The organism is Bacillus sp. FJAT-45037, from assembly GCF_002797325.1.
Taxonomy (GTDB): Bacteria; Bacillota; Bacilli; order Bacillales; family Bacillaceae_D; genus Alkalihalophilus.
Map to the genome: position 1 here is coordinate 2,886,576 of NZ_KZ454938.1, position 24,121 is coordinate 2,910,696.

At 41.6% G+C, this 24,121-nt stretch carries 23 protein-coding genes; 4 read left to right on the forward strand and 19 right to left on the reverse strand.

Going from position 1 to position 24,121, the window contains the following annotated elements; translation table 11 throughout:
- Window positions 1–11: 11 nt before the first annotated feature.
- Window positions 12–968, reverse strand: coding sequence for a class F sortase (locus CDZ88_RS14605; protein WP_100374243.1), 957 nt, complete (start codon window positions 966–968; stop codon window positions 12–14).
- A gap of 80 nt (window positions 969–1,048) precedes the next feature.
- The gene (locus tag CDZ88_RS14610) at window positions 1,049–2,398 is read right to left on the reverse strand and encodes a copper amine oxidase (RefSeq protein WP_100374244.1); all 1,350 of its coding nucleotides are present in this window, start codon (window positions 2,396–2,398) and stop codon (window positions 1,049–1,051) included.
- A gap of 179 nt (window positions 2,399–2,577) precedes the next feature.
- Here CDZ88_RS14610 and CDZ88_RS14615 point away from each other — a divergent pair, with 179 nt between their 5' ends.
- A complete protein-coding gene (locus CDZ88_RS14615; RefSeq protein WP_100374245.1) occupies window positions 2,578–3,192 on the forward strand; it encodes a GNAT family N-acetyltransferase in 615 nt (204 codons plus the stop codon).
- A 57-nt stretch (window positions 3,193–3,249) separates the two neighbouring features.
- Here CDZ88_RS14615 and CDZ88_RS14620 read toward each other — a convergent pair whose 3' ends face one another.
- The 5 genes from CDZ88_RS14620 to CDZ88_RS14640 form a co-directional block, all read right to left on the reverse strand.
- Entirely contained in the window at window positions 3,250–3,555 is a 306-nt protein-coding gene (locus CDZ88_RS14620) for a YwdI family protein (protein WP_232718758.1), read from the reverse strand.
- Window positions 3,556–3,618: 63 nt separating this feature from the next.
- Entirely contained in the window at window positions 3,619–3,879 is a 261-nt protein-coding gene (locus CDZ88_RS14625; protein ID WP_269799265.1) for a MerR family transcriptional regulator, read from the reverse strand.
- 31 nt (window positions 3,880–3,910) lie between these two features.
- Entirely contained in the window at window positions 3,911–4,648 is a 738-nt protein-coding gene (locus tag CDZ88_RS14630) for a 3'-5' exonuclease (protein ID WP_100374247.1), read from the reverse strand.
- Window positions 4,645–5,628 (reverse strand): DUF294 nucleotidyltransferase-like domain-containing protein, encoded by a 984-nt coding sequence (locus CDZ88_RS14635; RefSeq protein ID WP_232718654.1) that lies wholly within the window; start codon window positions 5,626–5,628, stop codon window positions 4,645–4,647. Before CDZ88_RS14635 ends, CDZ88_RS14630 begins: the two co-directional genes overlap by 4 nt.
- A 3-nt stretch (window positions 5,629–5,631) precedes the next feature.
- The gene (locus CDZ88_RS14640) at window positions 5,632–6,900 is read right to left on the reverse strand and encodes an ammonium transporter (RefSeq protein WP_100374249.1); all 1,269 of its coding nucleotides are present in this window, start codon (window positions 6,898–6,900) and stop codon (window positions 5,632–5,634) included.
- A 308-nt stretch (window positions 6,901–7,208) separates the two neighbouring features.
- On the opposite strand from CDZ88_RS14640, the gene CDZ88_RS14645 reads away from it, so the two are divergent.
- Window positions 7,209–7,898, forward strand: a complete 690-nt coding sequence (locus tag CDZ88_RS14645) for a spore coat protein (RefSeq protein ID WP_232718665.1) — start codon at window positions 7,209–7,211, stop codon at window positions 7,896–7,898.
- A gap of 38 nt (window positions 7,899–7,936) precedes the next feature.
- Here the strand turns inward: CDZ88_RS14645 and CDZ88_RS14650 are convergent, their stop codons facing one another.
- The 8 genes from CDZ88_RS14650 to CDZ88_RS14685 form a co-directional block, all read right to left on the reverse strand.
- Complete coding sequence (locus tag CDZ88_RS14650) at window positions 7,937–9,337, reverse strand: MBL fold metallo-hydrolase (protein WP_100374250.1); 1,401 nt, start codon at window positions 9,335–9,337, stop codon at window positions 7,937–7,939.
- Between the two features lie 27 nt (window positions 9,338–9,364).
- Complete coding sequence (locus CDZ88_RS14655) at window positions 9,365–10,699, reverse strand: ABC transporter substrate-binding protein (protein ID WP_100374251.1); 1,335 nt, start codon at window positions 10,697–10,699, stop codon at window positions 9,365–9,367.
- Between the two features lie 79 nt (window positions 10,700–10,778).
- The gene (locus CDZ88_RS14660) at window positions 10,779–11,603 is read right to left on the reverse strand and encodes a carbohydrate ABC transporter permease (RefSeq protein WP_100374252.1); all 825 of its coding nucleotides are present in this window, start codon (window positions 11,601–11,603) and stop codon (window positions 10,779–10,781) included.
- 21 nt (window positions 11,604–11,624) lie between these two features.
- The gene (locus CDZ88_RS14665; RefSeq protein ID WP_100374717.1) at window positions 11,625–12,512 is read right to left on the reverse strand and encodes a carbohydrate ABC transporter permease; all 888 of its coding nucleotides are present in this window, start codon (window positions 12,510–12,512) and stop codon (window positions 11,625–11,627) included.
- A 32-nt stretch (window positions 12,513–12,544) separates the two neighbouring features.
- Entirely contained in the window at window positions 12,545–13,609 is a 1,065-nt protein-coding gene (locus CDZ88_RS14670) for an ABC transporter ATP-binding protein (RefSeq protein WP_100374253.1), read from the reverse strand.
- A gap of 346 nt (window positions 13,610–13,955) precedes the next feature.
- The gene (locus CDZ88_RS14675) at window positions 13,956–14,108 is read right to left on the reverse strand and encodes an AbrB family transcriptional regulator (RefSeq protein WP_269799276.1); all 153 of its coding nucleotides are present in this window, start codon (window positions 14,106–14,108) and stop codon (window positions 13,956–13,958) included.
- A gap of 36 nt (window positions 14,109–14,144) precedes the next feature.
- Window positions 14,145–14,969 carry an aldo/keto reductase gene (locus CDZ88_RS14680; RefSeq protein ID WP_100374254.1) on the reverse strand — a complete coding sequence of 275 codons (825 nt, stop codon included), beginning with the start codon at window positions 14,967–14,969 and terminating at the stop codon, window positions 14,145–14,147.
- Window positions 14,970–15,008: 39 nt separating this feature from the next.
- Window positions 15,009–15,683, reverse strand: a complete 675-nt coding sequence (locus tag CDZ88_RS14685) for a uracil-DNA glycosylase (protein WP_100374255.1) — start codon at window positions 15,681–15,683, stop codon at window positions 15,009–15,011.
- Between the two features lie 607 nt (window positions 15,684–16,290).
- On the opposite strand from CDZ88_RS14685, the gene CDZ88_RS14690 reads away from it, so the two are divergent.
- A complete protein-coding gene (locus CDZ88_RS14690; protein ID WP_100374256.1) occupies window positions 16,291–17,265 on the forward strand; it encodes a S8 family peptidase in 975 nt (324 codons plus the stop codon).
- A gap of 254 nt (window positions 17,266–17,519) precedes the next feature.
- Here the strand turns inward: CDZ88_RS14690 and CDZ88_RS14695 are convergent, their stop codons facing one another.
- From CDZ88_RS14695 to CDZ88_RS14710, 4 genes are all read right to left on the reverse strand, one after another.
- Entirely contained in the window at window positions 17,520–18,920 is a 1,401-nt protein-coding gene (locus tag CDZ88_RS14695) for a sucrose-specific PTS transporter subunit IIBC (protein ID WP_100374257.1), read from the reverse strand.
- A gap of 223 nt (window positions 18,921–19,143) precedes the next feature.
- Window positions 19,144–19,845, reverse strand: coding sequence for an SDR family oxidoreductase (locus CDZ88_RS14700; protein ID WP_100374258.1), 702 nt, complete (start codon window positions 19,843–19,845; stop codon window positions 19,144–19,146).
- Window positions 19,846–19,915: 70 nt separating this feature from the next.
- Window positions 19,916–21,295: a YjiH family protein gene (locus CDZ88_RS14705; RefSeq protein WP_100374259.1), complete on the reverse strand. Its 1,380-nt coding sequence runs from the start codon at window positions 21,293–21,295 to the stop codon at window positions 19,916–19,918.
- Window positions 21,296–21,439: 144 nt separating this feature from the next.
- The gene (locus CDZ88_RS14710) at window positions 21,440–22,888 is read right to left on the reverse strand and encodes a glycoside hydrolase family 32 protein (RefSeq protein WP_100374260.1); all 1,449 of its coding nucleotides are present in this window, start codon (window positions 22,886–22,888) and stop codon (window positions 21,440–21,442) included.
- A 201-nt stretch (window positions 22,889–23,089) separates the two neighbouring features.
- Between CDZ88_RS14710 and CDZ88_RS14715 the strand changes: the two genes are divergently transcribed.
- Window positions 23,090–24,031, forward strand: coding sequence for an ATP-grasp domain-containing protein (locus CDZ88_RS14715; RefSeq protein ID WP_100374261.1), 942 nt, complete (start codon window positions 23,090–23,092; stop codon window positions 24,029–24,031).
- The last annotated feature ends 90 nt before the right edge of the window (window positions 24,032–24,121 follow it).

Sequence of the window (24,121 nt, forward strand, 5' to 3'; positions counted from 1 at the left end):
GCAATCTTCATTTATCTATTTTTTATCAACTCTGAACGTTCCGATTCAGAACCATCTCTATCAACAGAAGTAACATAAAGCTCTGTGAATTGGTCCATTTCAAGAAGGTAGCTCTTTCTTTCATGAGCTGAAATACTTGCGACATGATCGAATGTTTCACCATTTTCACTTTGATACACACGATACCCAACCACAGCTTGATCTCGCACAGCATGCCATGAGAGCAGGAGTCCGTTGAGTGCTACATTTGATGGAGCAGGAGGCGGTTCAGGTATGGTTTCATCCTCTTTCAACTCTGTAAATACGACTAACCTTTCCTCATGCGTTCCGACTGAGCGATTAAAGGTCCCTGTACATGTAATTAAATTCAGGTTCCTTGTATCACTCCGGCCAAAAATCTCTGCAATCGGCGCCGAATCATAGGGATAACTTTCTTTACCTGTCACTACAAATGTATACGTCTCATCGCTATCACTTGAAACAATTACTTCATCGCCTTCTTCTAACTCATCTAGACGAAAGAAAATGGCTGGGCCTGTACGGCTGTCAACATGGCCTGCCATCACGGCATTCCCTACGTTCCCTGGTTTCGTGCCTGGCTCAAACCATCCAACTTGATCAATCTCTTCAGGAACACCCATTTCACCATTGTCTAGCACACCTACCTCTTCTGTCCTCGCATCAACTTCAATTGATGGGATTTGAATTCGACTAGGCTGGATCCCTTGTATCTCCACTTCTGCTTTCTCTTGTTCAAATTGATCAAAATCTAACACGGTAAACTCTCCATCTAATACACGATCGAGCGGTTCTTCTATCACCATTTCATCAATTTCCTGTGCTTGAATTTGGTTTTGTGGCTCGATCGATGTCGTAGCATTACTCGTATTGCTCCACCAATATAGTTGATAAAGAGCGAGCATCATACAACCGAATCCTACTATCAACATGGCCCTTTGCTTGAGCATTATCACCGCCTCCCTTTCTAAATTGATAGGGAAAAAAAGAGTAGAACCACCCTACTCTTCTTCCTCACCCTAAGCTATAATTATTCGTTTGTTGCAACCTTGCGGCGGATCATAAACACGGATGTTAACAATAGAAGTGCTCCGAATAATGCGTAGCTTGCAGCAGAAAGTCCACTCTGCTCACTTGCTCCGCCCATTCCTGTTTTTGGCATCTTCTCTGGCATCATTTCAGCGTGGAATTGATCCGGCATTTGGTTAACAATGGCTCCACCTAACGCTTCGCCTACACCAAACATAAACGCAAAGCCTTCACGGAATGTTTCGTATGATGCATTGAAGTCACCAGCCACATACTCATCAAATGTTTTTACTACTAGGTCTTCATGGGCACTGATTGCTGCTACAGCGTCAGCTTCAGGTAAATTCCCTTCTGTTGCCACACTTAAAAATGCTCCAAAGCTCTCTGCAAAATCGTAGAGTTGGGCACGTGCTGTATAAGCTGCATCTTCATCATTTGCTAGTGTTGCACTTACAAGATTGGCTTGTGCATCAATGTGATCTGCTTGCCATACTTGTTCAAATTGCGCAGCACCTTCATCTCCGTAGATAGAAGCCATTGCTGCTTTAAAATCTGCAGTGTTCATATCTTCAGCCCAGCTAACAAAATCATAATCAGGAGCTTGATCATATCCTTTTTGCATTCCGATCGCTGCTAAAGCAAAGTGTTCTGAAGCTAACATATTTAATATAGAGCGTAATTCAGAAGCAGGAGCATCAACGGTTGAGCCATCAAACATTTCAGGCATTTGAGCGACGATTGCACCAGATAATGCTTTACTGATGTCGTACATATGAGCATACCCTTCACGGAATGTTTGGTACGCATTTTCGTACTCCCCAGCTACATAGTAATCAAATGTATTTAATACTTGAGCTTCATGAAGACGAATCGCATCTTCTGCTGCTTCTTGAGGAAGATTTCCTTCTGTCGCAGCACCAAGGAATGTTGAGAATTCAACGACAAATTCTTCTACTTCTTCCTCTGCTGCTGCCCGTGCTTCCATATCTTGATCTTTTGTTGCTTGAACAATATCATCAGTGTAATCATTATGTCCTCTAAAAATTCTCTCAAACTCTGCTGCTCCGTCTTCCCCATAGATTGATGCAATGGCAGGTGTCATGTCTTGTGCATTTTGATCAAGTGCAGCTTCTGCTGCCTCCCAATCGTCTGCTTCATCATATGCCTTTGTCATCGCAGTCACAGCCAAAGCAAAGTGCTCGGATAGTAAGTAATCTAAGTCAGCTCTCAAATCTGATGCCGGAGTCGAGATCATTGGTTGGTGATCATGGGCCTGTGCAAAAGTAGGTACGACTAGTGACAAGCTAAGGACTGGGATTAATAGTTTCTTCATCTTCTTTTTAAAACTCATGTTTCTCACTCCCTTTGTGTTTTGTAGTCTCAATGAGCTAACGTAAGGAGATTAAAGATGGATCACTCTTTTTATAAATTCTTTTAAAAAGTCTTTTGTAATGATCTATTAACATGAGTGAAAGTATCGAGCAGATCAGATACACTAGAAAAAAATGAATCAAAACAGGAGGTTACTTTATGAGCCAACTTACTGTACGTCGCTACACATTAGCAGACTATGAAGGGTTATTGGATGTTCAGAAAGAAGCTTTCCCTCCTCCTTTTCCAGCAGACTTGTGGTGGAGTAAAGAACAGATTGCCTCGCATGTGGAAACATTTCCTGAAGGGGCACTTCTCGCAGAGATCGATGGAGTCATTGTCGGTTCTGCTACCTCTCTCCTTGTAAAACATACTGGAGAACCTCATACGTGGGAAGAAGTCAGCGACCATGGCTTTATTAAAGGGAGTCATGTCTCTAGCGGGGATAGCTTGTATGGGATTGATGTGTGTGTACGACCGAGTTATCGTGGAAGAGGCGTTGCACAAGCTCTCTATGAAGCGAGAAAGGCAACGGTGAAACAACTTGAGCTGGATCGGTTTTTAGCAGGGTGCCGAATTCCGAATTACCATGAGCATGCCTCAACGATGGATATTGAGACCTATATTGAGCAAGTAAACAGGGGACAACTTCATGACCTTGTTCTCTCTTTCATGTTGAAACAAGGGCTTTCACCTCTCCATCCTCTTCCAAATTACTTGGACGACCATGAATCGCTTCATTATGCCGTCTTAGTCGAGTGGAAACCGGAATAAAAGAAACGCGGACTTCTAAAAAAACGAATCTACCCCAACATATCGGGGTAGATTCGTTTAAAAGTCTAGTAAGTTGTCTTCTTTTTTAGGTGTTGGATCGTTTTGGAAGGATGGGTTCGATAGTGGTCTTACCTCAACTGCTTGAGAGCTAGGGCTTGTCACTGGCATACTCGGCATAGCTCGAACGGGCTTGACTTGCTCTACTGCTTGTTGCGTCGCCCCGCCTTTGATAAGCTCGCAATGCGATTCAATGACAGCTGTATATTCGCGAACAGCTGCTGCATCTCCGCTTGCTACCGCTTGACGTAGTTTGGTTAATTGCTTTTCCATTTGACCAACAATTTGTGTTCCTGAAATGTTCATAAATAACACCTCTCTTTTCTCCCTTACATAATATCACACCCAACGAAAAAAAAGACAACCAGATCAAGGTCTCGAGTCCTGATCAACGGTTGCCAATATCGTCTTAATTCCTGCAATATTAATTCCTTGATCAATGTAAGACCTTATTAATCGAAATCGATCAATATCTTCCATAGAAAACATCCGCTGGTTGCCATCATTTCTTGCTGGTTTGATGAGACCTTGCTCTTCGTAATATCGGATTTGTCTCGCCGTTAAATTCGTCATATCCATCACAACACGAATAGGAAAGCAGGCTTGTTTTCTAGATACAGATGAATCCACTCCCTCCCCTCCTTTTTTTATGATGGTCTCACTATTTTTTTAACGTCGCTAAATGCACATAGATGTCGCGAAGTGTCGTAAAGCCGAGTTCTTGTACGCGTAGTAAGCACTCTTGCCAAAGTCTCGCTGTCATCAACGAATCATGTAGAGCATGATGGCGTGTTGTAATAGGAATGTTGTAGAAGTTGCAGCAATCTTCTAAGGTGACGAGTTGCTCTTTATTTGCGACAACTCTTGTTAAAAAAGTCGTGTCGATTATTCGATGAGCAAACGGCATTCTCATCATCTTCCACGTCATATGCGACATGAATCGCTTTTCATGGATTGCGTGATGAGCAATTAATGTGTCGCCGCCGATAAATTCGTAGAAATTAAGTAACACGTCTTCTAGTGGCCTCGAGTCAGAAAGTTCCTCTGAAGTAAGTCCTGTTAATGTAAGGATTTCCTCTGAAGGTTCCATCCGACATTGAACCGTCGAATAAAAAATCTCTTCTTCTAAGATCGTTGCCCCCTGCATCTTCACAGCACCAATCGAGAGAATCTCATCGCCTTTATCGGGGGAAAATCCCGTCGTTTCAAGATCGAAAATCACAAAAGGCAACGAATGAATCGGCTGATCTAGTGCGTCATCATTTTTTAGCTCTCGTTGGATCTGCCGTAATTTCGCCAGATTACCTGCTTGAGATTGTGGTTGTGTCGATGCATACATTCCTGGGCTTAACCGAGTTGATAACTGTTTGACAAATTGCACCATGTGATTCAAGTTCATAACGATCGACCCTTTACCATGATGTCTTCAATGTATTGATAGAGTTCATGCCCTTCACGAATCCATTCCTTTAATCGCTTCTTCTCTAAAGCAGACAACTCATCAACTTTTACAAAGTGAATCCCGTCATATTCTTTCTGTCCACGTTGCCAACGCAAACGATAAGTCAGTAAGGAAGCAAGAGACTGTTGGTGACCTTTAATATGAGCATAAGAAGCAGGTAAGGTTTTCATCCGTTCCATTGTAGAAGATGCTACAATCCCCTCTTTAAGCGCCATTAAACGAAGACCATTTACATAGGGAAATAGCACAGTTTGTTTTAAATCAAGTTTCCCTTGGTGGACGCCTTTTGTCTCGGGTAACAGCTGCCCAAACAACCCAATTCCTTTTTTCACTCGCCCAGTATTTTCAAATAGGCGGTGGATGAGAGGCGGATATTCCTCAACGAGCTGAAACAACTGATGCTTCAAGTTTCCAACAAATGAGGTTTCGCCATAAAAGCACCTAGCATCCGCAACCGTCAACAAATAACGAAGCGATTCCCAAGTGTCGTCTTCTACCCATTCACTTAATTGACGTTTCCATGAAGCGACAGATTTACACCATCGATCATTAGAAGCCATCACATCACCGTCACATTGGCTGTATCCGATACGTTCTAATTCATGGACGATCGCTTTGCCTAACTCTAGAAAATAGGCTTGATATTCTGGATCATCTTCCTCATATAGTAAGCCATGATCTTGATCACTCCAATAAGATTGTTCATGACGACCCGCACTACCCATGACAAAGAAAGCAAAGTGAGTAGGAGGCGATCCCCACTCACTTTCTACACTCTCTAATGCTTTATGAACCGCCCCATCAATTAGTTGATCATGTAACAACTGAAGGTCATGTGGGTCTTGCTCGATTAAAGACTTCTCGCGCAATCTCTTCACCCGTTCATCGACTTGTCGTAGGTTCATGTTGTTACTCAACATTTATGCTCCTGTCTTCTCTTGCGATTCTGGCATGCTCTCAGGATAGCCGTAGCTTCCGTGTTCACTCATATCTAGACCAAGAATTTCTTCTTCTTCAGATACACGTAAACCTCCAACAAGAGCTTTTGTAACCAGAAGTAAAAGGTACGATGCAATAAAAGCAAAGGCTCCACATGCGATGACGCTTAATGTTTGGACACCAAGTTGAGAAAAACCACCGCCATAGAATAAACCAGCACTTCCTCCATTTAACGCTGCTAACTGTGGTGTTGCAAAGAATCCTGTTGAGATCGTTCCCCAAACCCCTGCTACACCATGAACAGATAGGGCGAAAATAGGATCATCAATTTTTGCTTTATCAAACATTTTCATGCTGAAGAATACAATGAGTCCACCAATAATCCCGATAACAACTGCCGCCCAAGGGGCAACAAACGCACACGAAGCAGTGATGGCAACAAGGCCTGCTAATGCACCGTTTAAAATCGTTGGCACATCTGATTTACCAAGCATTGCCCACGTAATGAATAGGGCTGCAACTGCACCAGCTGATGCTGCAAGTTGAGTATTTAACGCGACATAACCAAAGAATGCACCGTCGACTTCTAATGTACTACCTGCATTAAATCCAAACCAACCTACCCATAAGATTAAGACACCTAATGCCGTATATACTTGGTTATGTCCAGCTAAATCGTTCACAGATCCATCTTTATTAAATTTCCCAAGGCGAGGCTTTAAAAGAATCGTTGCAGCAAGTGCCGCCATGGCCCCTGTTAAGTGAACAACCGTAGATCCTGCAAAATCTTGCTTACCAAGTTCTGCTAACCATCCGCCACCCCAAATCCAGTGTGCAACAACCGGATACACAAAGGCTGAGAAAAGAACTGCAAATACAATGTAAGCTGATAATTTTGCACGTTCAGCAAATCCACCAAAGGCAATCGTCAAGGCAATCGCTGCAAAGGCTAATTGGAAGAAGAAATCAACCGAACCAGCTAATCCATCAAACATCGTCGTATAGTCACCAAAGAAGAAATCACTTAGACCGATAAATGCATTCCCTTCCCCGTAAATAAAGCCATATCCTACTGCCCAGAAGACAAGTGATGCAATTCCGATTGTGAAGATAGTTTTACCTGCGATGTGTCCTGCGTTCTTCATTCGTGTTGAACCGGCCTCAAGCAGGATAAACCCACCTTGCATTAACATAACAAGCACTGCACAGATCATAATCCATACGTTATTCATCAAAAACATTTCCTCCATCGTACCCACTCCCCTTTTTTCTTTTTTCAGATGCTCCCTTATGCTGCGTATGTTCTAAGCGGTCGCTTACTTGTCGTCATGTAAGCTAACATCTGTTGTTAAGTCTCATTATACGTTCTGAATTTTCAGAATCTACAGTTGTGTAAGATAAGCTGACATGATATTTGATAAAGTATTATTCGTTGAAAGCGCTTTACCTCATTACTTATAAGCGTTTCTTAATAATAAAGTTAGTATGAAAAAGTGAAACAGAGAGAGAGTAATGAAGGGGGATTTTAAGTTCTCTAATCAAGTAAGGAGGTTTGACAATGATTCCAAATAACATGCAACAATCTGCACAAAATCAAGCTGGGAACATTCCATCGAATCAATTGCCCCATAACATGAGCCACGGGGGGCACGAGGTGTTTGATGCCCATGAGATTATTGCTCAATTAATTAATGTCATGGATCAATATATGATGTTTCGGTCTTTCATGAAAGATCAAGAATTGATTGAGATGCTCGATCATCAGTATGAATTTATTGAAAGCCAATACAACTTAATCGTTGATGCCTTCTCTACAGGAGCAAAGCCGGCTTGTGAATCCACAGATGTGTATCATATGTCCCAAAGCAATGACGTTGTCTTTGGTGTTCAACCGACTCAACCTAAAAAGCCAAACCGCTCCATCTCTGAAGTAAAGGAAGCTGGCTTATCTGCTCATATGCTTGGACTCATGAAAACAACTGCTTCAACCATGACTTTGACGTCTTGCGAGATAACCAACCCAGTATTACGCAGAATTTTAGCCGATACTGTACCCAACTTAATTGAGATGTCCTATGAAATATTCTTATATCAAAACAAACATGGCTACTATCAAGTCCCTCAATTAAAACAACAAGACATGCAAATGATGACACAAGCCTATGCACAAACAACTGAGCCACCACAAATGCCGAATACACAAGTACCACAGCAACCACCACAATCTAATCAACAAATGATGCAATAACGAAGAAAAGAACGCAGCCACTTCGCTGCGTTCTTTTGCTATTTAATAGAAATAAGCGTTCCGTTTACCACTTCATAACGAACACCATATTGAGGGAGAAGTACGTTGATAGCATCCTCATTTGATGGAAGTACATATTTTGGCGCTAAACTATGCCAGGGGATGAGGTTTTTCGGTTTTACTTGATCAATATAATACCTTAAGTCATCAGGGTACGCGTGGCCTGATACATTGATGTTATTAAATGACACACCTTGATCTGCTAAAAACGTTAGCAATTGATCATATAAAGGATCGAATGGCCCGAGAGGAACACCATTTGCGTGGAAATAAGTCGCGCCCTCTAACGGCAGCTCATACAATTCTAAGATGTTATGGAAGCTATTTTGCACTAAATACTTTCCAGGTTCTTTTATCATATCTTCTGCCGTTACAGCCTGTACGCGTTCAAGCAACTCTGTTTGCCAAGGGGGCAGACTGTTTTCTTGCTGTTTTGCTAGCAAGCTCTCTGGCATATACGCATAGATCGTTTTGTCAAAATCAATTAGCTTGCTTATTAAATAGGCAGTTTCTACTTCAAATACAGTCTTTCGACTAGACTTCTCCCCCGCTAAAATCATGTTCTGTAAACGGTCGAGATTGCGGTGGTAGATATTAAAGATAGCTAATTGACTGTCTTTGCCTTTTAACTCATCATTCATCAATGTCGAGATATAACCTTCTGTCACTACGTTTTCTGGAGAAGCCGATTCTGAATCTTTAACTGTCGTTCCCTCCATGAGAAGAAGGTCTGGATTCTCTTTTTGAACTTTTTCAATCCAACGCTCATTTTTCTCCGGGTCCTGTCCGTGCTTACGAATATCACCAGAGATCACAATTGTTGCATCAGGAGTTTTCACTAGGAAAGAAGATGATCCGTAGCAATCATGATCGACAGGAATCGCCGTGATTGTAATCTCTCCAACTTTGATCGTTTCATTCTCAGCAATCGACGAAAGCTCTCGTTCTGGCCCGATCACAGACTCTCCAATTACTTCAAGCTCGCGATACAACTGTAGCCCTTTTTCAGATAGGTAGACAGGCGTCTGGACCGGTATGAGTCCCATTGCACCCATATGATCTAGATGCAAGTGAGAGATACAGACAATTGTTTCGAGATTTGTTTCCTCACGAGCTGGTAAGTCTTTCAAGGCTGGACCTGCACACAGCAGGTCCTCCTTATTGTAAAAGCCAGGGATTGCAGGGATTAAACCTAATCGTAGTGAATCAGAAATAATCTTCGCTGCACGTGAGTTAGTAATATGTGTCAATAAATTGGCTTGAGGATTGTACGTTAATCCAAAATCTGAAATCACACGACTGTTTCCGTAAGTGATCTCAACAATATTTCCACCGATCGTATCTAGTCCACCAAAGAACTGCACGGTCGTTTTTAACATAACAGACACCTCATAATTTTAGAATAATTAGTTGTTGCTAAGCTCTGCATTGGCGCGATCTTGTGCGCTTTGTAGGCCTTCTTCTACTGTCTTACGATCTAGAAGAATCTCTTCTAATTCTTCAATGACGATGTTACGAATTGTATTTCCACCTGGTACACGCCCAGTGAAGAATCCAGCGTCAAACTGCTCACCAGCAGCTGCATACTTAGGTTGCTCTTCGATGAATGCTTGATACTCATCTAGATCGTATGAAGAATAACGAACGGGTAGATAGCCTGTATCCATTGCCCAGTTAGCTGTTACATCGGTGCTTGTGATATGCTTCATAAACTCCCATGCCGCTGCCTTCTCTTCATCTGTTGCTTGGTCAAACATAATAATGTCGTTTCCTGCAAATCCTACCGCTTCTTTTTCTTCATGTGTCGGAAGGACTGTTGTCCCCCACTCAATGTTCCCATCTGCAGCTGCTGCTACGTGCGGAAGACCTGCGGAAGAACCGATGTATAGCGCCACATCACCACGACCGAACGGGTTAGACATGTATTGATCTTCACCAGCTGTACGAGCAAGACCATTATCAATCATATCTTTAATGAATGTCATGGCTTGAACACCTTCTTCAGACCCCATGTGAGCTTCCATTGCTCCCTCGTCAATATACTCTCCACCCATTTGAAGAAGTAATGCTTCAAATTCCATTTCATATGCATTTTCAAAGCCCATACCAACCATACCGTCGGCTTTCACCGCTTCAGAGATTTCCTTAATATCGTCCCAGCTTTCAGGTACATCAAAGCCATACTCATCTAATACATCTTGGTTATAGTAAAGAATGCGAGTACTCTTACTAAATGGTACCGTTACATACTCACCATTCCATGAGCTTGACTCACGGAAAATATCAATCACATCGTTTAGTTCATCTTCTGAAAACCCAATTTCCTCATCGTATACATAAGGATCTAATGATTGCACAAAATTATTTTCTACATAATCAGGGATGACATTCGTTGTTACTTGCGAGATCACAGGTAAATTGTTCGCTCGAGCTGATGCCATGATCGTTTGTTGTAAGTCGTTATAAGAACCTTGACCAACCGGCTTCACTGTGATGAACTCATGACTATCGTTGAATTCTTCAATGATTGCATTAACCGCTTCTTCATGTGGTCCATTCATCGCATGCCAGAAATCAATTTCTACTTCTGAATCTAATTCAACTGCAACTGTGCTACCTTCATCGTTTGCAGGCTCATCATCTGTTGATGAATCTCCACCTGTGCTTACATTTTCCGCACCATTGTTTCCACAACCAACTAACGCAACAGAAATACCTAAACCAAGTAACCACTTCTTCATTTGTCATACACTCCCTTTGTTTGTTTAGAAATTTTCATTATATGATGAACCCCAATAAAGGGCGCATTATCACTTTGGATTAGCCTTTGACACCAGAACGAGCCACACCTTGGATGATGTGTTTTTGCATGATGAAGAAGAGAATTAACATCGGCAAAATAACAATCGTTGAAGCAGCCATAAATAGCTCATAAATCGTTCCTGCTTCTGTTGTAAATGACGTCAAGCCAACTGGTAATGTGCGCATCTCTGTAGAGTTTGTCACTATGAGCGGCCATAAGAATGCATTCCAACTACCAATAATTTTCAATAAAGCAATTGTCACTAGAGCTGGTTTTGCAATAGGTACCATGATGTACCATAGAAACTTGAAATCACTACAGCCATCAATTTTTGCCGCATAAGATAAAGATTCAGGAATTCCTAAGAAATATTGACGAAGCAAAAAGATCGAGAAAATACTTGCAATCCACGGTACAATGAGCGCCTGGTAGGAATCAATCCATCCAAGATTCGCTACTGTGACAAAGTTAGGAATTAACAGCACTTCTCCTGGAACCATCATCGTTCCAAGCAATACAGCAAACACAATCTCTTTTCCGTAAAAACGCATACGTGAGAACGCATAAGCAGCTAAAATCGTTGTAATTAACTCACCAATTGTACTGATGACCGTTACAATCACACTATTAATGAAATATCTTCCAAAAGGAGCCATTTGCAGAGCTTGTCCGAAGTTTCCCCACCTGAATTCTGAAGGAATCCATACAGGAGGCATCGCCATGACTTCGTTTGGCGGTTTTAATGCGGTACTGATCATCCAGATAAAGGGCAAGAGCATAAAGAATCCACCGAGGCTAAGCATGATATAGATCGTACTCTTTGATAGAACCTGTCTTTCCATAACCGAACATCGCCTCCCCTCTTAGTTGTAATGTACTTTCTTCTTGCCAATATACAGCTGAACTAATGTAAACAAGAAAATAATCATAAACAAAATATATGCCGCAGCGGATGCAATTCCGAACTGCCATTCCTCATAAAACTTCTGATAGACGTAGTAAACAACTGTTAACGTGCTTCCGCCCGGACCAGGCTGGCCACCAAATAAAGCGAAGATCTCATCAAACACTTTGAATGAATTTATTATTGAGATAATCGATACAAAGAACATCGTTGGTGAAAGTAGCGGTAAGGTGATCGTCTTAAACTGTTCCCACTTCGATGCCCCGTCGACCTTTGCGGCTAGATAATATTGTCGATCAATGTTTTGTAAGCCTGCTAGGAAGATAATGATGTTAAAGCCTAGCCCTTTCCAAATACTTAAGATGATTAGAGCTGGCATCGCGTAGGTCGGATCTGTTAGCCACCTGATTGGATCAATACCAACAAATCCTAAGAAATAATTCATTAATCCGTAGTCTGAATGAAAGATCCATCTCCATACAATTGCTACGGCTACGACAGATGTGACGAATGGTAAAAAGTAGATGGTTCGAAATAAACTACGAAACTTAATTTTGCTACTTAATAGCATCGCAATCACTAGTGAAATCGCAATTGATGCTGGCACAACACCTAACACGAATATAATCGTGTTCCATACCGAGCGATGAAAGGCCGGATCATTCCAGAGATAGACAAAATTATCAAATCCATAGGCAAATACTTCATCATTAAAGAAATCATAATCTGTATAGAAACTCATTAAAAACGAACGAATAATGGGGTAGATATTAAAGGTCCCTAAAATAATTAGGGCCGGAAGAAGGTACAAGAATGCTTTGAATGTACTCTTCTTTGTTGGTCTCATCTCCACAACCTACTTCCTCCTCTCAAAGAAAACTACTGACAAACCTTCCCTGTCTCTTGATCAAATACATAAATGCGGTTTCTACGAACATTTAAATGAATGAGATCTCCCACCTTAATCTCTGCCTCTGGATCTATTAATGCTCGTAAGTCTTGTCCACCACACTGAACACGAATCATCGTATCTCGACCTACTGTTTCATAGTACGTCACTTCACCACTTACTAACGCATGCTCTTGATCTGTCACATAGAAGTCTTCCGGACGCATCCCTAATTCGATGTTTGTAGGAAGGCTCTTAGGTTGGCCTGGTAGTTTAATAGATGATTCATACCCATCAATACGAGCTCTCATCCCTTCATGACTCGTTGCCGTCATTAGATTAATAGGAGGATTACCAATAAATTTTGCTACAAACGATGTTACTGGCTCATGATAGATCCCTTGAGGAGACGCATCTTGCTGCAGGATTCCACCTGACATCAGCATTACTCGATCTGAAATACTTAACGCTTCTTCTTGGTCATGTGTAACAAATACAGCCGTAATGCCTACCTCTTGTTGTATTCGACGAATCTCTTCTCTCATTTCTAAACGTAATCTAGCATCTAAGTTTGATAAAGGCTCGTCTAGTAATAGGAGCTTTGGCTTTTTAACGAGTGCACGTGCAATCGCTACACGCTGCTGCTGGCCTCCAGATAATTGTCCTGGTTTCCTATGAGCAAGGTGATCAATCTGCACAAGCTTCGCCATATCCATCGCACGTTCTTCAGCTTCTTTTTTATTGACTTTCATCATTTTCAAAGGGAACATAATGTTTTTTAATACCGTTAAATGTGGGTATAAGGCATAGTTTTGAAAGACCATCCCAATTTCACGCTTTTCAGCTTCGATTTTTGTTACGTCGCGATCCCCAAAAATAATTTGACCCGCTGTTGGCTTATACAGCCCTGAGAGGAGCATAAGTGTCGTACTCTTTCCGCAACCACTTGGCCCAAGTAATGAAACAAGCTCTCCGTCGCGAATCGTTGTTGATAATTTATTCACAGCGACAACGTCATTGAACTTCATTGTCAGTTCCTTTATATGAATATCCATGTCGAAACCTCCTCTTAAAACGAGACACACAGTAATTCGTTTCCCTCTCGCCTCTACACCATCATCCTACCAGTGCATTGTTAACCCTCTTTGGGGGAAACATTAAAATACAATAAAGATTGTTGACATTTTATTTAATTTATGAGATGTTAAAATCTTATAACTACATCCAAAAATAGATAAACTTTTTTTGGACATTTATCGTACGAACCATTGATCTATCTACCTTTCTCAAAACACCTTAAAAGAAAGATAATTTCGATAGTTAAAAATACCATTTACAAACTTTACATTCTTAACTAAATACATACAAAAAGGCGACTGTTTCATAATGAAACAGTCGCCTTTACATTGGTCGAACGGTAAACCATTTAATCAGAAAAGGTAATAACATAAATAAAACAAGGACCCTGGTCATTTGTAGAGTCGCGACCATTGTTGGTTCAATTTGCAAGGCCGTAGCTGTTGATGTCATCTCTTTCGCACCTGCCGGAACAATGCTTAATTTCTATCTTGTACCAGCCATTCTAAATATCTAAACAAATGTATCTGGATCTGGACCGTATCGTTTCTCTTCATTTAACGCATCAAGTGCACTGACCTCTTCGTTCGTTAATTCGAAGTCAAAGATCTGACTGTTTTCTTCGATTCGTGTTGGCGTCACAGATTTAGGAATGGTGACGACTCTATGCTCGATATTCCATCTGAGGAGAATTTGAGCAGCTGTCTTATTGTGCACCTTAGCAATTTGTTGAACCGTTTTATTTGAGAAAATATCGCCTTTCGTTAACGGGCGCCACGCCTCGACTTGAATACCATGATTCATACAATAAGCACGAAGCTCTTTTTGCGTTAAATAGGGATGAAGCTCAATTTGATTGACCATTGGTTTGATTTCAACAGACTCCATCAACTCTTCTAAATGGGAGATCTGAAAGTTGCTGACACCAATGGCGCGAACTTTTCCTGCCTTATATAACGTTTCTAATGCACGCCATGTTTCGGTAAACTTCCCTGTCACAGGCCAGTGAACTAAGTAAAGGTCCAATACATCAAGACCAAGCTTCCCCATGCTTGTTTCAAATGCTTGTAGTGTCTTTTCATAGCCTTGGTCATCATTCCACACTTTTGTCGTCACAAAAATATCCTCACGGGGTATATCACTTGCTCGTATCGCTTCACCGACGCCTTCTTCATTAAAGTAGAACGCGGCTGTGTCAATGCTTCGGTAGCCTACTTTCAGTGCAGCTCTAATCGCTTCTTTGATTTCTGAACCATTTTCCGCCTTGTACACTCCAAGACCTAGCCATGGCATTTTCACACCATTATGTAAGGTTGTATGAGCTGTTTTCACATTCATTTTAATACCCCTTTCTTCTGATCAATCCTATATAATCGACTATTTATTCGGTAGTTGCCAATCTATCGGTTCTTCATCACGGTCGGTTAAAAGCTTGTTAATCGTTGAGAATGGTCGACTCCCAAAAAATCCACGCCTCGCTGAAAAGGGACTCGGGTGTGGTGAAATAATGATTGGATGCCGCTCATTTGTTATTCGGTCTTGTTTCACTTGGGCATGCTTTCCCCAGAGAACAAAAATGACAGGCTCATCTCGCTCATTCAATACATCAATTATATAATTTGTTAGTAGCTCCCATCCCTTGCCTTTATGAGAAGCAGCTTGTCCCTTTCGAACCGTTAACACCGTGTTCAAGAGCAGTACTCCTTGGCTTGCCCACGGAACAAGATAGCCGTTATCAGGTGGTCTACAGCCTAGATCTTCTTGAAGTTCTTTAAAGATGTTCTTTAAAGATGGTGGAATTTTAACCTCGGGCCTGACAGAAAAACTTAAGCCATGCGCTTGATCTGGACCATGATATGGATCTTGACCAAGAATAACGACTTTTGTTTCAGCATATGAAGTTAATTCTAAGGCTTGAAAAAGGTCATCTTTCTTAGGATACACCGTTCCAGATTGATATTCTTGTTCGAGAAACGTTTCAAGATCTTGAAAATACGGTTGTTCAAACTGTCCTTGAAGCAACTCATTCCAATCATTCTGTATTCGACTCATTGATCTTAACCTCCTGCACGAAACAAATATGTCCAAAGTATAACATGAGGGACATAGCTCTCCCTTACTTCGTGCTCCTGCCTTTCTAGGTGAATAGCATCATGACACTAGTGTCGAAAAATAAGAAGAACCAGTACATATTGACTGATTATTCAGTCTTCTATTGTGGAAGTTTTACTGCGGGTGATATAATGACAGTGACATATATTCCCTATTTATCCTTGCGTTTCTATACACCTTAGCAGACTCTTAAATAATGAGTCCTACCAGTCGTCCGTTCACTGTGTAGGGCTCTTTTTTTTAAAACTTTTTTCGGGGGGTGATTGAGGTGTTGGAGTTACTAGAGCAGTTGTTGACATTACTCGTTCTTGCTGCCAGTTGCTTCTCTACCGTCATGTTAGGAATAAAACATTTAAAAGAAATCAGAAAAAAACCAAAGAAAAGAAGACGATTTCCTTGAGGAAATCGCCTATCAAATATGTTGCCTACGTGTTCATTATAATACGAGAGAGATAGATATATACAAGTTTTTTTCTTCATGAGTGAACGTGAGGAAAATAGGGATCTATGTCACCCACTATTTATCACAGAAAGAGGAGGGATTCATTTGAGTAAAGTTCGCCTCATTCCGTATACAGTTGATGAAGTATTAAACGATACAAAAGTTGTGCCCCCTGGCATTACATTAATTGAAGCCCCGTCAATCTGGGAGCAAGGATTTAAAGGGAGTGAGTCCGTTGTCGCTGTTCTTGATACAGGTTGTGATCGTCATCATCTTGAATTCAAAAATCAAATCATTGATGGCTATAATTTCACCTCAGATGACGAAGGAGATCCGACTAAATTTGATGATTATAGCGGACACGGAACGCATGTATGTGGCACGATTGCCGCAGCTGAAAATGGAGAAGGTGTGATTGGTGTAGCCCCCATGTCTAAGCTTCTTGTCGTGAAAGTATTAAGCGGAAAAGGTTACGGGGAGACGAGTTGGGTCATTGCTGGCATTCGCTATGCAATTAAATGGAGAGGCCCAAACGGTGAACGAGCCCGGGTCATATCGATGTCACTTGGAGGGCGAATTGATACACCGGTGCTTCACCGAGCGATTAAAGAAGCTGTTGCTGAGAATATTATGGTGATTTGCGCAGCAGGCAATGAAGGGGATGGCGATCACACAACCGACGAGTACGCCTACCCTGGTGCTTATCCCGAAGTCGTCCAAGTTGGCTCGGTCACACTTGATGAACAGATATCAAGGTTCAGTAACACCAATTGTGCGATTGATCTTGTTGCTCCAGGAGAGGGGATTCTCTCCACGTACCTAGACAACGGTTATGCCACCCTATCCGGAACCTCGATGGCCACTCCTCATGTAGCGGGGGCTTGCGCTTTATTAATTGAGAAATGTGAAAAGGAATTTGAGCGACCTCTTACAGAAGTTGAGATGTATGCTCAATTGATTAAACGGACCGTCTCTTTAGATGTAGATAGAAGAGCGGAAGGAAACGGGATTCTTAAGCTTACTTCTTTTGCTTCTTCTTTAAGGAAAGAAAAACAAACTGTTAACTATCATCACAACTAAAAAAGCCGAGGCTGGGACAAAAGTATTTCAACTTATGGAATTCCGAACATTATGGTTGCGGCTTATGTAAACCGCTCCTGAAATATACTTCGCACTCGCGAGGAAGCTGGTGAGCCCCTTCGTGCTTCGCACTTCAGTGTCTCACCTATGCTAATACCCGCCAGAAGTCTACGTATATTTCATCCGCTAAATTAGCGCTTTGTTCGTATCCTGAGTTAAATACTTTAGTTAAGTCCCAACCTCGACTTATCTTATTATTTCTTTGGTTCATCTTCTTTTAAGCCGAGAATCCATGTTGCTACGAACGCTCCACCTGCTGCAATGAGAATACCGATTGCATAGTTAATGATGTTCGATGTACCAAATGGTGCTGCGATGGCAAACATCGGAATTCCTGTTAATCCATATGCATTTGTGACTACATTGGTGAACACCACATAAGCTCCACCTAAGGCGCCACCAATTGCTGCTCCGATAAACGGACGCATGAAGCGAAGGTTAACACCGAAAATAACTGGCTCAGTAATACCTAGGAAAGCTGAGAAGGATGCTGGAATAGCAATCTCTTTTATTTTCGGGTTTTTTGTCAAGAAGAAGACCGCCAAACCCGCTCCGCCTTGTGCAACATTGGCCATTGCCCAAATCGGTAGCAAAAAGTTGACGCCAAAGTCTGCAATAAGGGCTGCCTCAATCGCGTGGAAGCTATGATGAACCCCTGTAATAACAATCGTTGAGTACAACCCACCAAAAATTAACCCGGCAAAAATTCCTGCTGTGCTATAAATGAAGTCAAGACCCCATGTTAAACCGCTTCCGATCATTGTTCCAAGCGGTCCGATGAACAGCATCGCAATAAATCCTGTTAAAATAACTGTCACAAACGGCGTAACTAGTAGGTCGATCGCATTCGGAACAACCTTACGTACGTTTCGTTCGATCTTACTCATTATGTAGACGACAAGAAGGATAGGAATAACCGTTCCTTGATAACCAAGTAAATCTACATTCATTCCGATAAACTGAATCGTTTCAGGTTCGGCATCAGCTAGTGTCCAAGGATTCAAAAGAGATGGGTGAGTCATAATTCCACCCAGAACCGCACCAAGGTAAGGATTCGCGCCAAATTCTTTCGCCGCACTAAAACCAATCAAGATCGGTAAAATGATAAAGGCTGCACTAGAAAACATGTCTAAAAATAAAATCCACGGACTATCAGCTGGTACCCATTCAAATGCTTGCATCATCCCAAGTAGACCCATTAACAAACCACTTGCAACGATCGCTGGAATGATCGGAACGAAAATGTTCGATAATGTTCTAGCAATACGAGCAAATGGATTCATTTTCTTCTTTGCCGCTTCTGCATGATCGACTTGTCTCTCTCCGCCATCTGTATCTTTAGAGCCGACACCTGTTATCTGCGCAAACTCAGCATAGACCTTATTGACAAGGCCTGTCCCAAAAATAACTTGATATTGACCTGATGCTTTAAAAACCCCTTTTACACCTTCGAGCTCTTCGATTTGTTCTTTATTCGGTTTATCATCATCATTTAGGACAATCCGAAGTCTTGTTGCACAATGTGTAGCACTGATCACATTATCAGCACCTCCAAGTAACTCGACGAGCTCTTGGGCTACTTTTTTTGTATCCATTTTTATTTCCTCCCTAATTGATCTTGTCTATAAAGTTTGTAGAAATAGAATCATTATCCATACATGCAAAAAAAGACCTAAAATGAACAAAGAGGACGGATTTTGGGTAGACGTCTCCCTTTCATTCATTTTAGGTCTTGCCTGCTTGATCAGTAACAATCCCACGTATGTTGTTTTCGCTTACATTGTAACCGCACCGACCAAATCAGTCAAATACTTTCGTTCACTTATTAGGCTTTTTGTTTTTAATAACGATTTCCTCAACCGAAACATGACGTCTTTCTTGAAGGTTGTGGACGATAATTTCAGCAACGTCTTCTGGTTGCATCATCAACTCACGCTTTTCCACAGGCAAAATCCCTTCCCAAAATGGCGTGTTCATTCCACCCATATAAACTCCACTCACTCGAATCATCGTGTGAGCTAATTCTGCTTGAAGGCTTTCTGTGAACCCACGCACAGCAAATTTACTTGCTACATACCCCGATTCATTCGCCTTCCCAAGTCGTCCAGCAGTTGAAATAATATTAACGATCGTTCCTTTATTACGCTTTTTCATCTCAGGTAAAATGGCCTGTGTGCAATAGATTGTCCCTTTGACATTAACATCAATCATCGTACTAAGATCTGGTTCAGACAAGTCCTCAGCTAAACCAAAGAACCCCACCCCTGCATTATTGATAAGCATATCAACCTTACCTACCTCGTCCTCAATCTGAAAAACGATACGGGTCACATCTGATTTGTCAGTGATGTCACCTTCGTATATAGAATAATGCTTTGAGTCATTTTCGATGGTTGTTCGTAAAGTTTCACGTGATCTCCCCACTAAACAAACATGTGCACCGATGCTCATGTATTGCTTGGCGAGGGCCGCTCCTAATCCACTGCTAGCACCTGTAATCATAACAACTTCTTTTTCCATGCTCCCACCACCTGTATTCTTTTTCGCTCATAGGTAAAAGGATTGCCAACTGACAATCCTTTTACTTAAATCAAAAAATAAGATGAGCCATTAATACGACAACCGGTAAAGTTATCAATGTACGCTCGATAAAAATAATCACAAGATCGATGAACTTAACCGGAAGCTTCGATGCAAGCAGTAATCCACCAATCTCTGACATATAAATTAACTGCGTGACGGACACACAAGCAATGACAAAACGAGTGAATTCACTTTCAATGCTACTTCCGATAATCGCTGGTAAGAACATATCAGCAAATCCAATAACTATTGTTTGAGCGGCAGCCGCTGCTTCTGGAACTTGCATCAATGTAAGGAGCGGAATAAATGGTGCCCCTAACCATTGGAAAAGCGGTGTGTATTCAGCCACAACAAGAGCAACGGTTCCAATAGCCATAACAACTGGAATGACGCCAATCCACATGTCTAGAACGTTTTTGACGCCACCTTTTAAGTTTGTCAACACTCCATTATTCGTTGTCGCTCGAACAAGCGCTTGATGTAGCCCTGTTTGAAACGATGCTTTGAAGCTTTGTTTTTCTTCTATGTCTGCTTTCTTATCCGTAAAATACGTGTCTGCCTTTCTCGATAGTGGTGGAATTCGTGGTAAGATAACCGCTGCCACAAAACCAGCAATGACAATCGTTCCATAATATTGTAAGAACAAATGATCAAGATCCATATACGTTAAGATAACAATACTAAAGGTAATCGATACAACAGAGAAAGTTGTCCCAATGACAGCAGCTTCTCGTTTCGTATAATACCCATCTTCATATTGTTTATTGGTCAATAGAACACCAATCGTTCCATCTCCCATCCATGATGCCATACAATCGATTGACGAGCGCCCAGGCAATGTAAAAAGTGGACGCATAATCCGGTTAAGAACCGAACCAACGAGTTCCATTAATCCAAAGTTCATAAGCAATGGTAAGAAGAATCCCGCAAATAAAAAGACGGCAAAGAGAATCGGAATGAGCTCATAAACAAGCAACCCACCTGTATCATCGGACCAAATAAAAGCTGGTCCCGTTTCTACCAACGTCAAGATAAGAAACAGAACACCGATTGTACGAATGATTGTCCATGTCCAACCGACATCAAATAAAGCCCGAGCAATCTCACTCTTTTGAACAAATGACGGCTTCTTCGCCACAACGAATAGGTTTATCAGAATTGATACGGTCAGTAAAATCGCCATCAGCAAGGGCAACACATCTGCTAAAGCCCCTTCGACCATACCCGCTAAGAATGCCACAGGAATAGTGATGGCTCCATCGATCACAATAGGTGTCATAAATAGCAAAATCCCTATAAGTGACGGAATAATAAATAATAAGTAGTGCTTGGCTTCGAATGTTCTCTTTTCCTTCTGATAAGAAACCGAGTTTGTATTGTCTTTCATTTTAACCGTACCTTTCTCTTAGTGGTCTATCGGCGAAATGATTGATCAATCATCCGACCGTATAATTATGCCTTGATCTCAAAGAAAAAAGTCTACACACTCCCCTGACAAGAGCAGGTGCAGACTTTGTTTTTTTATGTTTTCTTAGTATAACATCCAAGCTTTTAGTTGAACAGATGTAGGTTTTTCCGATTTGAATGAAATACCTAGCTCATCGGCTTCAGGGTAGATGCGCGCGGTAAACACCTCTGCCCCGTCATTAATAAATACTTCAATCGTCGATGAATCTAAAAACACACGAAGATTTTGAAGCGCGTCAAGATAACAATGACGTTCTTCTATTGTCTTGCCATCGACGAAACTAACACGCGTTAACGTGAATTGTTTCTTTTCTGGTGAATAAATAATCGAAGCATGATTACGCAACTCAATGGTCAGATCGCTTGTTGGATTGCCCAGTGTTTCAAGCTCTAGCTCTAAGCGCTCTCCTTCAATTCCTGCAAACGCTTGAGAAGTCGAGTCTAGTTGCACTTGATCATAGTTTACTTCTTTTTGACGCAATTGCTTCAATTCCTCAACCGGCAATTGATACAACTTGCCTTCTGTTAAGCGGAGTTCACGCGGGATCGTCATGGCGTGAATCCATTTATGCTCAATCGTCGGATGGTCTTCTTCCCGCTCTTCAGGCATACCTAGCCAACCAAAGAGAATGCGACGTCCTTTTTCATCTTCTGTTGTTTGAGGGGCATAAAATTCAAACCCTCGATCCATTTCAACAAATTCTCCGTGATTATACCGAACGTTCTCGTAATCCATCTTCCCAACAAAGTATCCAGCTTGGTAAATATTGTTGTAAAGCATCCCTTCTGGTTCAATCCCTTGTGGAGAGAAAATGAATACATCTTCGCCATCAAGCTCGAATAGATCGGGACATTCCCACATATAACCGAAATCTTCAATCGATCCCATATGTGCTCCCGCGATCGCTCCGAGATGCTCCCAAGTATACAAATCTTTTGAACGCATGAGCGCTACTTTCCCTGTTAACTCTTTGCTTTGCGCTCCTACAACCATATAAAAATCGTCTCCACGCTTCCACACTTTAGGGTCGCGGAAATGAGCGGTATACTCATCAGGTAATTCAACGACGACACCTTTTTTCTCAAATGAATAGCCATCTTTCGATTCAACCAGTACTTGGTAACTTTCACGCTCGTTATTTTCATCTTTCACATTTCCGGTATAAAACAAATACATCTTCCCATCATGCTCAATCGCACTTCCTGAATAACAACCATTCTTATCAAACCAATCACTTGGTGCCAAGGCGATATCGTGGTGCTCCCAATTCACTAAGTCCTTTGATGTATAATGCCCCCAAAATTTTGTCCCATGTCCTGTATGAAACGGATTCCATTGATAAAACAAGTGATATTCCCCGTTAAATTGAATAAAGCCATTTGGGTCATTAAGTAATCCTACTGGTGGCATCAAATGATAGCCTAATCTAAATCGGTCATTTTGAACCGCTTCTTTATGTTTTTCTACTTCTTCATATGCTAGTTTTTTTAATTCTTGATCGCGATTACTCATCGTCTAATGTCTCCTTTGACGGCCATAACGCCATTCGTTAATTCATCTTCTACGCGTTATCGTATCGTAGTGACGTAAGACGTGCAACTCCTTCGCTATCCAAAATCTTTTTTAAAAGCAGAAACTTTTCACTGAAGCTGACTTTAAGTTATAATTCATATAACATATCTGTTTAATAAGGATTAAGGAGAGAAGCTCACTATGACAGCAAAAATTTATGTGATCCATGAAAATGATGAATGGACAGAACCACTTCGTCAGGAACTAGAAAAATTGGAGCACCCTTTTGAAACATGGCATCTTGATCAAGGAAAAATTGATTTATCAAAAGAGCCACCAGAAGGCATTTTCTATAACCGAATGAGCGCTTCCTCGCACACACGTGAGCATCGATTTGCAGCAGAATTTACTGGGGCCGTTCTTGATTGGTTAGAAGCCCATGGTCGAGTTGTTTTAAATACGAGCCGTGCATTAAAACTTGAAGTCAGCAAAGTCGCACAATATACATCGCTCGAATCATTTGGCATCGAAACCCCCAAAACACTCGCTGCAGTCGGCAAAGAGCATTTACTTGAAGCGGCAAAAGCATTTGTGGGAGCTCCATTCATTACAAAACATAACCGTGCTGGGAAAGGGCTTGGCGTACAACTGTTTGAAAACCTAGACGCTCTTAGTCACTATGTCAACGGCCCTACATTTGAAGAGCCGATTGACGGAATTACCCTTCTGCAACAATATGTGAAGGCGCCCGATTCCACGATTACCCGCTGTGAATTTATCGGTGGTCGTTTCTTCTATGCCGTACAAGTTGATACGTCAGAAGGATTTGAATTATGCCCTGCAGATGCGTGCCAAATCGGCGACACCTTCTGCCCGACGACCAATGACCGACGCGATAAGTTTACAATTTTGAAAGATTTCGATGATCCAATCATTTATAAATACGAAGCATTCTTACTAGCCAACGACATTCATTTTGCAGGCATTGAATTTATTCGTGATCATGAAGGGGCGCTTTACACGTATGACGTGAATACGAATACGAATTACAACCCTGATGCCGAACGCAAGGCTAATCTGTTTGGCATGAAGGAAATTGCTAAGGTGTTAACAGAGCAACTTGAACAACATTATTTAAAGTAAACATAAGCCAGGCCTCTATTATTGGGAGTCCTGGCTTCAATGCCTTACATTCTCCATTTCTTTCTTTCCGTTTGTCAATCCGTAGCAAGT

Coding starts and splice junctions, on each gene's coding strand:
- CDZ88_RS14605 (WP_100374243.1), bottom strand. CDS start 968: ATGCTCAAGCAAAGGGCCATGTTGATAGTAGGATTCGGTTGTATGATG.
- CDZ88_RS14610 (WP_100374244.1), bottom strand. CDS start 2,398: ATGAGTTTTAAAAAGAAGATGAAGAAACTATTAATCCCAGTCCTTAGC.
- CDZ88_RS14615 (WP_100374245.1), top strand. CDS start 2,578: ATGAGCCAACTTACTGTACGTCGCTACACATTAGCAGACTATGAAGGG.
- CDZ88_RS14620 (WP_232718758.1), bottom strand. CDS start 3,555: ATGAACATTTCAGGAACACAAATTGTTGGTCAAATGGAAAAGCAATTA.
- CDZ88_RS14630 (WP_100374247.1), bottom strand. CDS start 4,648: ATGAACTTGAATCACATGGTGCAATTTGTCAAACAGTTATCAACTCGG.
- CDZ88_RS14640 (WP_100374249.1), bottom strand. CDS start 6,900: ATGGAGGAAATGTTTTTGATGAATAACGTATGGATTATGATCTGTGCA.
- CDZ88_RS14645 (WP_232718665.1), top strand. CDS start 7,209: ATGATTCCAAATAACATGCAACAATCTGCACAAAATCAAGCTGGGAAC.
- CDZ88_RS14650 (WP_100374250.1), bottom strand. CDS start 9,337: ATGTTAAAAACGACCGTGCAGTTCTTTGGTGGACTAGATACGATCGGT.
- CDZ88_RS14655 (WP_100374251.1), bottom strand. CDS start 10,699: ATGAAGAAGTGGTTACTTGGTTTAGGTATTTCTGTTGCGTTAGTTGGT.
- CDZ88_RS14660 (WP_100374252.1), bottom strand. CDS start 11,603: ATGGAAAGACAGGTTCTATCAAAGAGTACGATCTATATCATGCTTAGC.
- CDZ88_RS14665 (WP_100374717.1), bottom strand. CDS start 12,512: ATGAGACCAACAAAGAAGAGTACATTCAAAGCATTCTTGTACCTTCTT.
- CDZ88_RS14670 (WP_100374253.1), bottom strand. CDS start 13,609: ATGGATATTCATATAAAGGAACTGACAATGAAGTTCAATGACGTTGTC.
- CDZ88_RS14680 (WP_100374254.1), bottom strand. CDS start 14,969: ATGAATGTGAAAACAGCTCATACAACCTTACATAATGGTGTGAAAATG.
- CDZ88_RS14685 (WP_100374255.1), bottom strand. CDS start 15,683: ATGAGTCGAATACAGAATGATTGGAATGAGTTGCTTCAAGGACAGTTT.
- CDZ88_RS14695 (WP_100374257.1), bottom strand. CDS start 18,920: ATGGATACAAAAAAAGTAGCCCAAGAGCTCGTCGAGTTACTTGGAGGT.
- CDZ88_RS14700 (WP_100374258.1), bottom strand. CDS start 19,845: ATGGAAAAAGAAGTTGTTATGATTACAGGTGCTAGCAGTGGATTAGGA.
- CDZ88_RS14705 (WP_100374259.1), bottom strand. CDS start 21,295: ATGAAAGACAATACAAACTCGGTTTCTTATCAGAAGGAAAAGAGAACA.
- CDZ88_RS14710 (WP_100374260.1), bottom strand. CDS start 22,888: ATGAGTAATCGCGATCAAGAATTAAAAAAACTAGCATATGAAGAAGTA.
- CDZ88_RS14715 (WP_100374261.1), top strand. CDS start 23,090: ATGACAGCAAAAATTTATGTGATCCATGAAAATGATGAATGGACAGAA.